Origin of the sequence: Streptomyces sp. CA-146814, assembly GCF_050942385.1 — a bacterium.
Taxonomy (GTDB): Bacteria; Actinomycetota; Actinomycetes; order Streptomycetales; family Streptomycetaceae; genus Streptomyces.
In genome coordinates, this window is sequence record NZ_CP192068.1 from 5535556 (window position 1) to 5551427 (window position 15872).

Sequence of the window (15872 nt, forward strand, 5' to 3'; positions counted from 1 at the left end):
CCTACACCCTAGGACGTCTCCGTACGCAATGCCCACTTCGTACCCGTACGGCAGGCTTCAGCGCTGGAACGGGCTCTGCCCCGGCTGCTGGAAGCCCGGCTGCTGCGGGCCCTGCCCCCGGCCGCCGTCCGGACCGGCGCCGTGCTGGGCGAGCAGCTGGTCGGCCTGCTCCTTGGATATCTGCTGCTCACCGCCGCAGAACGTGCACTGCGTCGCGTACTTCGTCGAGAACGGGAAGAGCGGGATGAAGAACAGCGTGAACTTCGTGACCCGCTTCCGCAGCGTGTGCGCCGCCGGATTGCCGCACCAGCCGCACACCATCGTCAGGATGGCCAGCTGGTGGAGATAGCCCTTGGTACCGAAAATGATCATTCCGTGCTCCCTCTGCCCGTCTTCCCCGTGCCCCGGAGTGCCTGCCGGCACAGCGCCAGGAGCTTTTCGTCCTCGTAGGTGTCATGGCTGCCGTACCCGCCGTCCAGCGCGTTGTGACGGCGTACGCAGGCGAGCTCGGCGCGCAGCACCTGTGCCGCCGTCGACGCCGGGCCGACCGGACCCATCCGTGCCAGGCATTCTGCCACCCGGACGCGGACGTGGCGGTTCCTCTCCCAGGCGGCCAGGAGCACCTCCGTACTCTCCTCCGGCCGTCCGGTCACCTCCCAGAGCGCGATCGCCGCGTCCACCCGCAGCCACAGCTCCTCGTGGGCCAGCAGTCCGCGCAGCCGGGGCGCGACCACCGCCGCCCGCGGCCCGAGCGCACCCAGCGCCGCCGCCGCTCCGCGCCGGTCGTGCACCTGGTCCGAGCCGAGCGCCTCGACCAGCACCGGCAGCACCGCGTCCCGGTCCCCGGCGACCGCCCAGAGCGCCTCGGCCGCCTCCGTCGCCGTTCCCGGCCGCCGCAGCATCGCCCGCAGCTCCGGCACGGCCTCCCGCGCGGCCGGCCCGAACGAGCCGAGCGCCCGCAGCGCCGCCGTACGCAGCCACTCGCCCCGGTACTCCGGCGCACCGCGCAGCACCCGCAGCACCTCCGGCGTCGCCTCGCCCGCCCGCAGCCCGGTCAGCCCGGCCAGCAGCGGGCTCGCCCGGTCGTACGCCCCCTCGTCCAGCGCCACCCCGGCCAGCCTGCGCCGCAGCGCACCGGCCAGCGGGCGGGCGGCCGGCCCGAGATGGGTGACCGCGAACCCCACGTCGTGCGGCACCTCCGGCAGCTCCAGGGCCGCCGCCAGAGCGGGCACGGCACGGGCGTCACCGAGCCGGGCCAGCGCCTTCACCGTGGAGCCGAGCCCCGGCGGACCGCTGGCCCACTCCTTCACCCAGCCGCCGGGATCGGCCGCCAGCCGGGCCGCCAGCGCGTCGGCGGTCGGGGCGGCCAGCGAGAACAGCTCCTCCAGTACGTGCGAGGCGGCGTCCGCCAGCCGGGGATCGGGGTCGGCCAGCTGGTCGCCGACGAGCGCCACCAGCTCCTCGTACGAGCCGCGCCAGGCCCGTATCAGCCCGCCGCTCATCCGTACGGCGTCGATGCGCTGCCAGCGGTCCGGGGAGCGGAGCTGGTCGACGAGGAGGGCCGTCCGGTCACCGACCCGGTCGTCGAGGCCGACGTGCAGGGTGCGCAGCAGATCGGCGGCCCAAGGGGTGCCGCGTCCGGCGTTGTCCTGGGCGGAGAGCGCGCGCAACTGGCCCACCAGGGTCGGCGCGGCGGCCTGTTCGGCCCGGGCCACGTCCGTACAGCCGACGGGTTCGGCCTCCGGCTCCGCCTCGGCGTCGGCGTCCGGCTCGCCGTCCTGGTCGAACTCCGGCGCGCCGCCCGGGGCCGTACGCAGCTCGCGCAGCAGCTCCGACACGACGGGCACCACATCGCGGGGCAGCGTGTCGGGGCAGCAGCGCGCCAGCTGGGCCAGGGCGGCGAGCCGCAGCCCCGGCGCGCGCTCCCGGTCCACCAGCAGGGTCAGCCACTCGGTCACCCGCCCCGCCAGCGGACGGTGGCGCAGGGCTATCCGCCCGGCCGCCTCCACGAGAGCGAGCCGCACCTCCTCGTCGGGCTCCGCCGGCAGCCGTTCCCGCAGCAGCGCGAGGACCCGGACGGGATGCCGGTGCAGGGTGGCGAGCGCCAGCGGGGCCGCGAGCCGTACGCCGGGGTCGTCGTCGGCGACCAGCTCGAAGAAGACCCCGGCTCCGGCGGTCACCGCGGCCGCCGCCATCGCGTAGTTCGCGGCGCCCTCGATCTCGTCCTCGTCGATCTCGTCGTCGTCCTCGTCCAGATCGAAGCCGCCGATGCTGGTGAGCAGCTCGACCACGCTGCCCCGGTCCTGCACCTCCGGGTCCACGGCGAGCTCGAAGAGGAACGGGATGCACGCGAGCGTGCAGGCGTACACGTCTCCCTGGTGGTGCACCGCTCCGTACATGCCGTCGAGCGCGCTCTCCCGCTCCGCCGGATCGGCGGAAGCGAGGCCCCTCAGGAGCACCGGCACGTCGTCGGCGGGCCCGTAGGCATGCTCCATCGACGCCCAGTCGACCTCATCGATCCCCGAGAACACGCCATCCCCTCCCCACGTCACGGCAGCGTCCGGAGGCTCCACCCGTCTCCGGCACACCTGTTCCCCATGCCCCTGCTGCATGCCCCTGCTGCGCGTCCCGAAGAAAGCGCCTGCGCAGAGTGTGCACCACGGCTCCGACAATCCACCCGCCACTTGTGGCCTTTCCTCAGGCCGTGACCAGGTCATGACCCTGCCATGACGGGACGGCCGAAAGGGAACCGCCGCACCGGCTGTGGGTCACGGCGGATCCGCCGGAAGCGGTCGCGCCTCTTCCGGGTCGAGGAGCGGGCCGAGCAGGTCCCCGTACCGCTCCAGCCGCCCGGCCATGTCCTCCGCCCGGAACACCAGCTCCTCCGGCGACCGACACCCTTCGATCTCCTCCCAGGTGACCGGCGCGGAGACGGCGGGCTCGGCCCTGGCGCGCAGGGTGTAGGGGGTGGCGGTGGTCTTCGACGCGGAGTTCTGGCTGAAGTCGACGAAGACCTTGCCGGGGCGCAGGGCGCGCTTCATCCGGTGCAGGGCCAGCGCCGGGAGCGCGCTCTCGGCCTCCACCGCGAGCCGCTTGGCGTACGAGGACACCGTGGCCGAAGGAACCGGCTCCAGCGGGACCAGCAGATGCAGGCCCTTGGAGCCGGACGTCTTCCCGTACGAGGAGAGCCCGTCGGCGGCGAGCCGCTCCCGCAGCCAGAGAGCCACCGCGCAGCACTCCACGACGGTCGCGGGGGAGCCGGGGTCCAGGTCGAGGACCATCCGGTCGGCGATCTCCGGAGCATCGGCCCGCCACTGCGGAGTGTGGAACTCCACCACCAGATTGGCCGCCCACATCAGCGCCGGAAGGTCCTGGACCATCACCTGGCGGGCGCCCGGGTCATCGCTGTGCGGGACGGGTGTGGTCTCCACCCAGTCGGGCGTACCGGGCGGCGGGTTCTTGGTGACGAAGAGCTGCCCGCCGGGCCCGTCCGGATAGCGCAGGAAGGAGACCGGCCGGTCGCGCAGATGCGGCAGGATCGCGGCCGCCGCCGTGGCCGCGTAGTAGTGCAGCACCTCGCCCTTGGTGGTCCCGGTGGCCGGATACAGCACCTTGTCGAGATTGCTGAGCGAGAGGCGCCGCCCCTCCACCTCCGTGATCGGCGTCATACGATAAGAGTCACACGAAACAGTCGAAACCTACTCAAACGTCCTGAGCGGTCATAAGGGGTGAACGGTGAGATCCATATGGAACGGCGCGATCTCCTTCGGGCTGGTCAGCATCCCGATCAAGCTCGTCAACGCCACCGAGAGCCACTCGATCCACTTCCGGCAGATCCACCTCGCCGACGGTGGCCGGATCCGCTACCGCAAGGTCTGTGAGCTGGACGAGGAGGAGGTGTCCGGCGGCGAGATCGGCAAGGCGTACGAGGACGCCGACGGCACGATGATCCCGATCACCGACGAGGATCTCGCCCAGCTCCCGCTGCCCACCGCCAAGACCATCGAGATCGTCGCCTTCGTGCCCGCCGACGAGATCGACCCGCTCCAGATGGACGCGGCGTACTACCTCTCCGCCAACGGGGTCCCGGCCGCCAAGCCGTACACCCTGCTGCGCGAGGCGCTGAAGCGCAGCAACAAGGTCGCCGTCGCCAAGTACGCGCTCCGCGGCCGCGAACGGCTCGGCATGCTCCGGGTCGTGGACGACGTGATCGCGATGCACGGCCTCCTCTGGCCCGACGAGATCCGCGCGCCCGAAGGAGTCGCCCCGGACGGCGACGTCACGGTCCGCGACGCCGAACTCGACCTGGCCGACGCGCTGATGGACACCCTCGGCGAGGTCGACATGGACAGCCTCCACGACGACTACCGGGAGGCGGTGGAGGAGCTGATCGCTGCGAAGGCGTCGGGCGAGGCGGTGCAGCCGTCGGAGTCGAAGGAGAGCGGCGGCGGCAAGGTCATCGACCTGATCGCGGCGCTGGAGAGCAGTGTCCGCGCGGCGAAGAAGTCCCGGGGGGAGGAGGACGAGGAGGGGGACGTGGCGGACGTCCACCCCATCAAGAAGACGGCGGCACCCCGGAAGTCCACACCTCAGAAGTCCACACCTCAGAAGTCCACGCCCAAGTCCACGGGCACGAAGAAGTCGACGGCCTCCACGGCCAAGAAGACGACACAGAAGAAGACGGCGTCCAAGTCGACCTCTTCCGGCTCGTCGTCCAAGGGCTCGTCGTCGGCGAAGAAGCAGACGTCGTCCGGCACTCGGGGCACCACCAAGAAGAAGACGGCCTCGCCCCGCAAACGAGCCTCCGCCTGACCGCCGCGCGGACCGGCGCCCGTACCGATCCGGGCACGGACTCCCGGCCCCGGCTCCCCCCTGTCGTACGTCCCCCGTACGCTACGGCGCATGAGCGCAGAGGCCCCCTCGGGACGGGTGATCGACGGCCGCTTCACCCTGGTGGAGCGGCTCGGCAGCGGTGGCATGGGCATGGTGTGGCGGGCCCACGACGAGGCGCTCCACCGTGACGTGGCCCTGAAAGAGGTACGGCCTCCGGACCCGGCGCTCGCGGAGTACGACCCGGAGGGCGCCCGCAGGCTGCGCGCCCGGGTCCTGCGCGAGGCCCGCGCCCTGGCCCGCCTGGACCACCCGAACGTGGTCACCGTCCACCACATCGTCGACCCCGGCGAGGACGGCTACCCCTGGATCGTGATGGAGCTGGTGGCCGGCTCCTCCCTCCAGGACCGGCTGGCCGAAGGACCGATGGACCCCGCCGAGGCCGCCGAACTGGGCCGCGGCATCCTCTCCGCCCTCAACGCCGCCCACGCCTCCGGCATCCAGCACCGCGACGTCAAGCCCGCCAACGTCCTGCTGCGCACCGACGGCCGCCCGGTCCTCACGGACTTCGGCATCGCCGCGATCCGCGAGTCGACGAGCCTCACGATGACCGGCGCCCTGATCGGCTCGCCCGACTACATAGCCCCCGAGCGCATCCGGGGCACCGAGGGCGACCCGTCCTCCGACCTCTGGTCGCTCGGCATGATGCTGTACGTCGCGGTCGAGGGCCACCACCCGCTGCGCAAGGCCACCACGCTCGCCACCCTGGCCGCCGTGCTCGACGAGGATGTGCCGCCGCCGGTACGGGCCGGAGCGCTCACCCCCGTACTGAAGGCGCTCCTCACCCGCGACATCCCGGCCCGCCCGGACGCCGGAACCCTGGACCGGATGCTGGCGGAGGCGGCGAAGCCTCAGCAGGCCCCGGACCCCAGAAGCGCGTACGGATCGCCGCCGCCCCCGCCACCGACCGGTTTCGGCCACCCGACGCCCTTCCCCACCCCGGTGGACGCACCCCACCACCCGTACGCGAACAACCCGTACGCCGCCCCGTCAACACCGCCCCCGACACCGCCCCCGACAATGCCTCCGACACCGGTCCCGGCCACGGCCCCGACGGTCTCGGGCGGCGACGAGGAGCGCAGACGCCGCTCCCTGCGCCGCACGCGGGTGATCAGCACGGCCGCGACCGTCGTCTCGGCGGCGGTGCTGGCAGGCGTCCTCTGGATGATCGACCCGTCGTTCTTCCGGGGAGGAGGCGGAGGCGACGACGGCGCGAAGGGGAGCAACCGCCCGGACACCACGGCGAGCGCCCCGGCGAACGACCGCAGTGCCGCGCCGCCCACCGCGGCCGGCCAACCGGTCGTGGACGACGAGGAGTCCGGCGCGGACGGCGACGGCGACGACGGCGACGGCGCGGAGGCGCCCACCGACCTCCTCACCCCGCAAGGAGCACGCCAGGCCATCGCGGCCCTCAAGCCGCTGATGGGCGGCACGAAGGTCACCGACTTCACGCTCTTCGGCGAGCACGCCTCGGCCCAGGCGCCGCTGAAGTCCAACTCCCTTCTCTACGACCGGTTCAGCTACCGGGACGGACAGGCGAAGAACGACGACATGGGCGGCACGCTCATGTCCGGGGACAAGGCGGTCGACCTGGACTCCGTCGACTGGGACGCCCTGCCCGCCCTGCTGCGGACCGCCAGGACGAGCCTCAACATCCCGGAACCGGAGAGCAGTTACGTGATCCTGGACCCGTCCTCGCCCTTCCACGACGATCGCCCGGTGCTGCGCCTCTACGTCTCCGACAAGTACGGCGGCGCTTACCTCACCGCCGACCTGGACGGCCGGGTCATCGAGAAGAACCCGCGCGAGAAGGGCTGAGCGGCGGAGCCGACGCCGGCTTGGCGTAGTCGGGCAGCAGGGGCAGATCGAGCCCCAGAGGACCGCGCTCGATGACATAGGTGCAACTGGTGTACGTGTACCCCGGCTGGACCTTCGACCCGGCCGCGTAACTGTCCACCCGGGACGAGGCGCCCGTACCGTGCTTGTAGAGGAAGTGGTATTCGCCCGCGGGCAGTTGGAGCCGGGCCTTCGGGTAGCTCCTGCCACTGGCCTTGCAGGCGAGCGCGGGACCGGCCGACGCGCTGTAGCGCTCGCAGTCGCCGCAGGGCTTGAGCGAGACGGTGCCGGTGACCGGCCCGGTGTAGAGCACCTCGACGGCGTTGGGCGCGTCATTGCTGATGACGAGCTCCATCCGGGGCCCGCCGGGCGGATCCGACGGCGGCAGCCGCTTGCCGGCCGCCGCCCGGTCGTCGGCTATCTCCGCGGCGATGGCGATCTTCCGCGCCTGCGCCACCCGCCCGTCACCCTTGTAGGACCGCGCGAAATCAACCAGCGTGGTCCGGGCCTCGCCGAACCTCTTCTCCTTGAACTGGTCCACCCCGCAGGCGTACACCCCGTCCTGGATCCCCTTTCCGGCCTTGGCGCTCAGCCCCGGAACGCTCTCGGCGGGCAGAGCGGCGACCGTGGACCTCAGCCCCCGCAACGCCTCGGTGGCCGCACACGGCTCGCCGCCCCTCACCTCCGTGACGCGCCCGTCGATCCGCCCGCCGATGGCCGGGGCCACCTGCCGCGCGGACGCGGACCCGGGGAACGTACGCAACAGCTCACCGAACTCCGCCGAGCCTCCGGCGGCCACCCCGCCCAGCCGCGAGACACCGCACCCGTACAGCGATTCGGCGAGCGGCGTGTCGGGCCATCCGGCAAGGTCTCCCAGCAACTCCTCGCCCACCGACCCCGGCAACGTCCGCAGATAGGTCAGCGGCTCCACGGCATCGCAGTGCTGCTTCCCGGTGTACGGGGAGGAGACGGCCTCGTAGAAGTCCTTCAGCCGGTCCGGCACGAGCTTCGCCGCCCGGGAGCCGGGATGGTCCCGGTCGAGCGCGCGATAGACCCCTAGCGCCGCCTCGTACTCACCCTTCACCGTCCCGAACGGCTGCGTGGCCGCGGCCGCGACCTTCCGGTCCCCGCGCTCCAGCCGGTCGAGCAGCATCTCCTCCCGCGCCTCGTCCCGAGCGCCCCCGTACGCCACGGTCCCGCCGACCGGCACGGCCAACAGCACGACCCCCAACCCGACGGCCACCACCGGCCGCCACGACCCACCGAGCGCCGAACGCAGCGCGATCCGCGCCCCGTCGGCTGCGGCGAGGACGAGCAGGAACAGATAGACGACGAGCACCCGCGCGGGCACCCCGTCCGGATCGGCGGGCAGCGCCACGAACAACAGCATCCCGGTGGCGACCCAGCACCCGACGGCCCGCCCCCACCGCCCCAACAACGCGTAACCGAGCCCGAGCCCGGTCAGATTGAGCAGCCCGGCCCCGACAGCCCGAAGCCCGGCCCCGGGAGGCGGCGGCCCGACGGCGGGCGGAGCGGAGGGCGGCGGCACGGATCCGCCGAACCCGCCTCCAGCCGCGCCCTGTCCCGCACTTCCGTACCGGTTACCCGAAGCCATCACGGTCCCCCCACCGCCGAGCCCTCCAAGTCGACGGAACTCTGCCCGAAGCCACCTCGGTTCACGCGCGGCCGCATCGGCATTTTGTGCGTGTTGTCGTATCGATCAGTGACCTTTGAGGGCAAAGAGGTCCGAAGTGAGCAGTGTTGACCATGTGGCCGCAACAGGATCACCCGAACGGATGGCCTTTGGTTTCCGTGCCCCTCCGCCTGTGCCGTGGTCGCTTAGCCGGACCTTCGCCCACTCGGATGCGGCTGATCGGTGAGAACGCCGCGTCATCGCAAGATGCGCGTCCTGTTCCAGGCTTGCACAGGGATTCGTAACGCCGCTGCGGGGCGGCCGTTCTGGCCCCGCCTCCGCGGATTCCTCCTGCCGACGAGTCCGCGTGCGGCACAATGGCGGGTCGGCGACACAGCAAGCGGGGAGGGGCGCGCGTGCACGCCCAGGAGACGACGTTCAGCAAACTGGTCCATGGCGAGACGCAGTTCCAGGTCCCGCTCTATCAACGCACTTACACATGGCAGCGCGACGAGCTGAGCCAGTTGTGGGACGACGTCCTGGAGCTCGTCGAGGACAAGCGGGCGGGCAAGGAGCCGGCGGCACACTTCCTCGGGTCGGTCGTGCTCGCGCCGGAGCGGGTCGCGGCAGGCGGGATGCAGCGCTGGCTCGTCGTGGACGGCCAGCAGCGGCTCACCACGCTGATGCTCGCCTTCACCGCGCTGCGGGACCGGCACCGGGCTCGTGGGCGTGAGAAGAAGGCCGCCCGCATTCACGACCTGATCCTGGTCAACGGTTACCAGGACGGGAACGACCACTACCGCCTGTTGCCCACGCAGGCCGACCGTGAAGCGTTCGTCGCCTGTGTGGACTCCCTCCCCACGGCCGGAGGAGCGGGGAACATCGGCGGCGCCTACCGGTATTTCCTCGCCGTCCTGACCGAGGGTGAGGAGACCGCCGAGCAGGACGGGTCCGGCGAGCAGTGGATCGGTGCCGTGGAGTCCGTCCTCCGGGACCTTCTCTCCATCGTGTCGATCACCGCAGCCGAGGGCGACAACGTCTACCGGATCTTCGAGTCCATCAACAACACCGGCGTCGGGCTGAGCCAGAGCGACCTGCTCCGCAACTACCTCTTCATGTGCCTGCCCAGACGCGGCGAGACCGTCTACCGCAACCTGTGGCTTCCGATGCAGGAACTGCTGGGACCGAGCAGACTGGAGCTCCTCGTCTGGCTCGACCTGGTCGTCGGAGGCGACAGCCGCGCCAAACAGAGCGAGATCTACCGGGACCAGAAGAAGCGTCTCGAACCACTGAGTTCCGACGAGGAGGCGCTGGAGGCGGAGGTCCTCCGGCTGCGGGTGAGGGCCGGCCGCCTCATGCGGATCGTCGAACCGTGGCGGGAGAGCGACCCGCGTCTGCGTGACGTTCTGGAGCGCCTTGCCCGTTGGAGCGGTCAGACGCACTACCCGCTGGCGCTCCTCCTGCTCGACCGGCTGGACGAGGGCGACTGCGCACCCGGCGAAGCGGCCACTGCCCTCTCCTACGCCGAGAGTTACCTGGTCCGGCGTCTGTTCGCCGGTAACTCCACCACGGGCAACAACCGCACCTTCATGCAACTGCCCAAGGAGGTCGAGCGGGAACTGGAGAACGGGCGCCCACTCGCCGACGCCGTACGCCACGCCCTGTCCGCCAGGACCGGGACCGGCGTCTGGCCCTCCGACGCCGTAGTGCGGGCGTCGATCCGCAGCCGTCCCTTCTACAAGTCGGGCCGGTCGAACCAGCGGTTCGAGGTGCTGCGCAGGTTCGAGGAGAGTTTCGGCGCCAGCGAACCGGTCGACTTCACCAGGGCGAAGCTCACCGTCGAGCACGTCCTGCCGCAGCAGCCCGCTCAGCAGTGGTTCGACCTCCTCGCCGAGGAGGCCGGGGAGAGCGAGAGCCCGGAGGAACTGCACGCTCAACTGGTTCACACCCTCGGCAACCTGACGCTTTCCGGGGACAACGCGAGACTCTCCAACCACCCCTTCCACCGCAAGCAGCAGATCCTGGACTCCAGCGCTCTGCGGATGAACCAGCGCATCGCGGGCGTGGAGCGCTGGGGCAGGGCGGAGATCCTTTCCCGCGCCGACGAACTGGCCGAGCTGGCGTTGGACCTGTGGCCGGGCCCCCTCGACGGCGTGGTCCACGCCGATGCCGAGTGGGCCGGCTGGGGCGAGCTGCGCCAGGCGCTGCTGACCATGCCGGCGGGCACGTGGACGACCTACGGCGACCTGGCGACCCTCATCGGCACCCACGCCGTCGCTGTCGGCAACCACATCAGCACCAGGCCCGCCCTGCACGGCGCCTACCGTGTGCTGATGGCGGACGGAAAGATCTCCCCCGGCTTCCGCTGGCCGGAAGGGCACACGGGCGCCTCCGACCCGCGCGCGGTGCTGGAGAGCGAAGGCGTACGGTTCGACGACCGGGGCCGCGCCCGCCGCTCCCACCGGCTGACGGCTTCCGACCTGGCGACGCTGGTGGGCAGGGACGACTTCGGGAACGAGGCACCCGCGCCCGAGTCCGATGGGGCGGGAGCCGAAGGGGAGTCCGCGGCCACCCGCTTCGAGAAGCTGCTGCACGACAACCAGACGCCGGACACGGTCGCGGGAGTCCTCTCGTGCCTGCGGTTCTGGACCGAACGGGGCGGCGTGCTCACGTACGGCAGGAGGAGCGAGACCAGCTGCTCGCCGACACTGCCCCTGGCCGGTTCCCGGGCGCGCTCGGTGTGGCCCCTCGCCCTGTATCCGGTGACGGGGACCGTCGAAGTGGTCTTCCAGCATCTCAAGCGCCGGCCGCCCTTCGACGACGAGCAGTTCCGGCGCGAGCTCATGGCCCGCCTGAACGGTGTGGAGGGCATCGACCTGGCGGCGGCCAAGCTGGACCTGCGTCCCGCGTTCCCGCTGGAGGTGTTCGCCGAACACGGTGAGCAGCTCCGCGGCATCCTGGAGTGGTTCGCGCACACGGTCGAGTCGGCCCAGGCCCGCGCGGGTGCCGAGGAGACTGCACGGGGCGACGGAGGAGCTGCATAGACTGCTGCCTGGTCCTGCCGGATCCCCCGCACCGAACGGCGGGGCAGCCGGCCGTGAGGGGGAGGCATGGCACCGTGGAACCGCTGAGGGACGACGACCCGACGGAGATCGGGGGGTTCACCCTCGTCTGCCGGATCGGCTCCGGCGGCATGGGCCAGGTGTTCCTGGGCGAGTCCGCGGCCGGCCACCAGGCCGCGGTCAAGGTCATCAAGTCCTCCGTGCTCGACGAGGACACCCGGGCGCGCTTCCTGTCCGAGGTGGAGAGCCTGCGCACGGTCTACGGGCCCTTCGTCGCGGCCTTCGTCGGAGCCGACGCCGATGCCGACCGGCCCTGGCTCGCCGTCGAGTACGTCCCCGGACCTGATCTGCGGACCCTCGTCGCCGGCCAGGGGACCCTGCCGCTCGCGGAGACCGCTAGCCTCGGCGCGCTGCTCGCGGAGGGGCTCGGCACGGTCCATGACGCGGGGCTGCTCCACCGCGACCTCAAGCCGCAGAACATCCTGCTCGCCCCCTACGGCCCCAAGGTGATCGACTTCGGACTCGCGGTGCTCGCGGAGCGCCGTACCGCCCTGACCGCCACCGGTTACGTCGTCGGCAGCGTCCTGTGCATGCCCCCGGAGCAGGCCAGGGGCGAGCAGCAGCTGGACCGGGCGGCCGACGTGTACGCGCTGGGGGCGGTGCTCCTCTACGCCGCGACCGGGCACTACCCGTACGAGGGACCGACCTGGCAGGCCGTCGCCCTCAAGATCGAGGACCCGGCGACCCCTCCCGACCTGGCGGGCGTACCGCCCGAACTGGCCCCCCTGGTCACGGACATGCTGGCGTCGGACCCGGACACGCGTCCCTCCCTGGCCGAGGTCATCGAGCGGCTGGTGCACGTCATCCGCGAGCAGGGTCTGACCGCCCTCCAGGCCAAGCGGCGCCTCACCGACCTCACGCCCGAGATCATCGTGCCGCAACTCCCTCCTCCGGCACCCGCTCCCTCGGCCGGCGCCGATGCCTACACGCCCGCGGTCCTCGACCAGGCGGCGGCCGAGGACGACGAGAGAGAAGGCGCACCGGCGTCCTCCGGAGCCGGGCAGTACGGGGCGGACGGGGCGGGCGAGGAGGGAGGCGACCCCGAAGAGACCGCCCCCGGGGCAGGTACCTCCGCCCACCGGGCCGCCGAGTCCACGCGTCCGGACACCCGCAGGCCACGGGGCGGGGTGACGGCCATCCGGCCCGCCGCGCCCCTGAGGATCGCCGAGGGGATGCGCGCCGCGTACGCCCGCGAGGCACGTTTCTGAGCCGTGGCCCTTCCCCGTCCAGGCGGGTGCGATGCACTGCCCGGGGAGCCCTCCGCCCCCCCGTTCCATCCCGTACGACGCCCTCTCCCGCCGTGACAGACTTGCATCGGCGAGCGTGCACGCAGCACGGGAAGAGGAAGGGACCGCGAGTGACCGACCAGGGGGCGACGGAGGAGGGGACCCGGTTCCCGCCGGGCGCGCAGATCCTCGTACGGGACGAGGAGTGGCTGGTCCGCAACACCACCACCACCGACCACGACGGGGAGCGCATCGAGGCGGTCGGCGTCTCCGAGTTCGTCCGGGACGAGGAGGCCGTCTTCTTCAGCGGCATCGACGCGGTGGAACTCCTGGACCCGGAGAAGACGCGCCTCGTGCCCGATACCTCCTCGTACTTCCGGCGCAGCCGCCTGTTCCTCGAAGCGGCCCTGCGCAAGACTCCGCTGCCCCAGTCGGAACGAGGCCTCGCGCTCGCCGACCGCTTCCTGCTCGACCCGCTCGTGTACCAGCAGCGCCCCGCCGAACTCGCCCTGTCCATGCGCAACCTCCGCCCCCGGGTCCTCATCGCCGACGTCGTGGGTCTCGGCAAGACCCTGGAGATCGGCCTCACCCTCGCGGAGCTCATCCGCCGGGGCAGGGGCGAACGCATTCTCGTCGTGACCCCGCAGAGCATCCTGGAGCAGTTCCAGCACGAGCTGTGGACCCGCTTCTCCATCCCGCTCGTACGGCTGGACTCCCTCGGCATCCAGCGTGTCCAGCGCGAGCTGCCCTCCGGCCGCAACCCGTTCACGCACTACAAGCGCGTGATCATCTCCGTGGACACCCTCAAGAACATCGGCCGTTACCGCCACCACCTGGAACGCATCCGCTGGGACGCGGTCGTGATCGACGAGTCCCACAACCTGATCAACCCTGGCAGCCAGCGCCGCGCCCTCGCGGAGATCCTCGCCCCGCGCACGGACGCCCTGCTGCTCGCCAGCGCCACCCCGCACAACGGCGACAAACGGTCCTTCGCCGACCTGATCTCCCTGCTGGACCCGGCCGCCATCGTCGATCGCGACCACTACGACCCGGCCGACGACCTGGGCCACCTCTACATCCGGCGCACCAAGATCAGCCCCGAGGTGCGGGACGAGATGGGCACCGAGTGGCCGGACCGTGGGCCCACGGTCTCCCTCCACTGCGCCGCCACGGAGGCGGAGGAACGCGTCTTCGCCGAACTGGCCGAGCACTGGATTCCCACCACGGCGGCGAGCACGGAGTTCGGCACGGCCGCCCAGGACCCCGTCTCGGTCGCCGTCGAACCGGTCTTCGCCTACAACCTGCTCAAGACCTTCCTGTCCTCGCACAAGGCCCTGGGCGAGACCGTCACGAACCGCGTGGCCTCCCTCCAGGACCGGGTCCGCAAGGCCGAGGAGAAGGGGCAACTGCCCGACCCGGCCATCACCACCGAGCAGGCCGCGCTCGCCCGCCTCCGGCAGATCGTCGACGGCATGGGCGACGGCACCGCTCCCGGCGACTCCGCCAAGCTCGACGCGCTCGTCGCCCAGCTGAAGGAGATCGGGGTCGGCCCCCGGTCCACCACACGGGCCGTCGTCTTCTCCGAACGCGTCCGTACGCTCACCTGGCTCGCCGACGTCGTTCCGGCCCGCCTGGGCCTCCCGGTGGGCGCCGACGGCACGTCCAAGGCCGTCGCCGTGATGCACGGCGGTCTCAGCGACGAGGAGCAGGCCAAGGTCCTGGAGTCGTTCGGCCTCGCCGACACCCCCGTACGGCTCCTGTTCACCGGCGACGTCGCCTCCGAGGGCGTCAACCTGCACCGCCAGTGCCACCACCTCGTCCACTACGACATCCCCTGGTCCCTGATCCGCATCGAGCAGCGCAACGGCCGTATCGACCGGTACGGGCAGAAGCACGAGCCCCGCTTCCACGCGCTGATCCTCACCTCGGCCACCCCCGGAGCCAAGGACGACCGCACGGTCGCCGAGAAGCTGCTGCGCCGCGAGGAGGAGGCCCACAAGCTCGACGGTACGGCCGAGGCGGTGTCCGGTCTCTACCGGGCCGAGGAGGAGGAGCGCCGCCTCATCAAGGAGCTGGTCCGGGGCGGCACGGTCGAGGAGTTCCTGGACTCCGGGCCCGCCGAGGATGACACGGCGCTGGCCGACCTCTTCGGCCAGGTGGACACCGTCACCGAACACGAGCTGCCCGCCCGCGCCGAACTGATCTCGCTCTTCGACGGTGACACGGCCGACTTCGTCGCCACCGCCCTCGACGAGGTGTACGAGGAGCGCGCCGCGGACCTGATCGGCCTGGCCTCCGGCACCGACGCCCAGGGCGGCGGCTACTTCTCCCTCTCCCCGTCCCTCGCTCCCGACCTGCTCCACCGTCTCAAGGCCCTGCCGCCCTCCTACCTCAGGGAACAGCGCGTCGCCGACCGGATGCTGGTCACCTCCGACCGGGCCCTCGCACAGCGCAAGCTCGACGAGGCGAGGAGCAGCAGCACCACGATGTGGCCCGACGTCTCCTTCCTCACCGACATCCACCCGGTGGTGGAGTGGCTGACGGACAAGGTCCTGGTCGAGTTCGGCCGGCAGGAGGCCCCGGTCATCACCACACCGCACGTCGACGGCCCCGTCTTCCTCGTCCAGGGCATCCACTCCAACGCCCTCGGCCGCCCGACCGTGGTCCGCTGGATGGCCGTGGGCGGCCTGCGCCCCGACGGAACCGGGACGCCCGAGGTGCGCCCCATGGCCGACGCGCTGCGCGACGCCAAGGTCGGCCCGAGGCTCGCCCGCACCGGCGGCCCGCAGGACCCCGACGGCCTCCAGGCCCTCGTCCCCGTCGCCGTCGCCGCCGCCCGCCACCACCTGGACGCGGGCCGGGCCCAGTGGGAGGAGCGGATCAGCGGGCCCCTCGCCGCCTACCGCGCCCATGTCGCCCGCTGGCGCACCGACTCCCTGCTGCCCGGCGTCACCGACCGGCGCGAGCGCCTCGTCGAGGAGACCGCCGACGAACTGGCCCGCCTCCTCGACCAGTTGCAGACCACCGGCCGCCCGCTGCTGCGGGTCCTCGCCGTCCTCGACCGCCCCGGCACCCCTGACGCCCCCGGAACCGACCCGGCTTCTTCGACCGGCTCACCGGGCTCGTCCGCCGCCCACCCGTCCGACGCCCAGGCGGAGAACTGAC

9 protein-coding genes are annotated in these 15872 nt (G+C 71.9%); 5 read left to right on the forward strand and 4 right to left on the reverse strand.

Annotated elements, in window-relative coordinates:
- Window positions 1-57 precede the first annotated feature (57 nt).
- From ACQP09_RS24960 to ligD, 3 genes are all read right to left on the reverse strand, one after another.
- Window positions 58-372 carry a zinc-ribbon domain-containing protein gene (locus ACQP09_RS24960; RefSeq protein ID WP_433403287.1) on the reverse strand — a complete coding sequence of 105 codons (315 nt, stop codon included), beginning with the start codon at window positions 370-372 and terminating at the stop codon, window positions 58-60.
- Complete coding sequence (locus ACQP09_RS24965; protein WP_433403290.1) at window positions 369-2531, reverse strand: HEAT repeat domain-containing protein; 2163 nt, start codon at window positions 2529-2531, stop codon at window positions 369-371. Before ACQP09_RS24965 ends, ACQP09_RS24960 begins: the two co-directional genes overlap by 4 nt.
- Window positions 2532-2768: 237 nt before the next feature.
- Complete coding sequence (gene ligD, locus ACQP09_RS24970) at window positions 2769-3668, reverse strand: non-homologous end-joining DNA ligase (protein ID WP_433403293.1); 900 nt, start codon at window positions 3666-3668, stop codon at window positions 2769-2771.
- A 67-nt stretch (window positions 3669-3735) separates the two neighbouring features.
- On the opposite strand from ligD, the gene ACQP09_RS24975 reads away from it, so the two are divergent.
- On the forward strand, window positions 3736-4812 hold the full coding sequence (locus ACQP09_RS24975; RefSeq protein WP_433403295.1) for a Ku protein: 1077 nt from the start codon (window positions 3736-3738) through the stop codon (window positions 4810-4812).
- Between the two features lie 90 nt (window positions 4813-4902).
- The gene (locus ACQP09_RS24980; RefSeq protein WP_433403298.1) at window positions 4903-6708 is read left to right on the forward strand and encodes a serine/threonine-protein kinase; all 1806 of its coding nucleotides are present in this window, start codon (window positions 4903-4905) and stop codon (window positions 6706-6708) included.
- Here the strand turns inward: ACQP09_RS24980 and ACQP09_RS24985 are convergent.
- A complete protein-coding gene (locus ACQP09_RS24985) occupies window positions 6677-8341 on the reverse strand; it encodes a hypothetical protein (RefSeq protein ID WP_433403300.1) in 1665 nt (554 codons plus the stop codon). The two genes, ACQP09_RS24980 and ACQP09_RS24985, sit on opposite strands and share 32 nt — an antisense overlap.
- Window positions 8342-8775: 434 nt before the next feature.
- Between ACQP09_RS24985 and ACQP09_RS24990 the strand changes: the two genes are divergently transcribed.
- The 3 genes from ACQP09_RS24990 to ACQP09_RS25000 all read left to right on the forward strand — a co-directional run bounded on the left by ACQP09_RS24990 (window position 8776) and on the right by ACQP09_RS25000 (window position 15871).
- Entirely contained in the window at window positions 8776-11403 is a 2628-nt protein-coding gene (locus tag ACQP09_RS24990; RefSeq protein WP_433403303.1) for a GmrSD restriction endonuclease domain-containing protein, read from the forward strand.
- A gap of 74 nt (window positions 11404-11477) precedes the next feature.
- Window positions 11478-12689, forward strand: coding sequence for a serine/threonine-protein kinase (locus tag ACQP09_RS24995; protein WP_433403305.1), 1212 nt, complete (start codon window positions 11478-11480; stop codon window positions 12687-12689).
- A 149-nt stretch (window positions 12690-12838) separates the two neighbouring features.
- Entirely contained in the window at window positions 12839-15871 is a 3033-nt protein-coding gene (locus ACQP09_RS25000; RefSeq protein ID WP_433403308.1) for an SNF2-related protein, read from the forward strand.
- The last annotated feature ends 1 nt before the right edge of the window (window position 15872 follow it).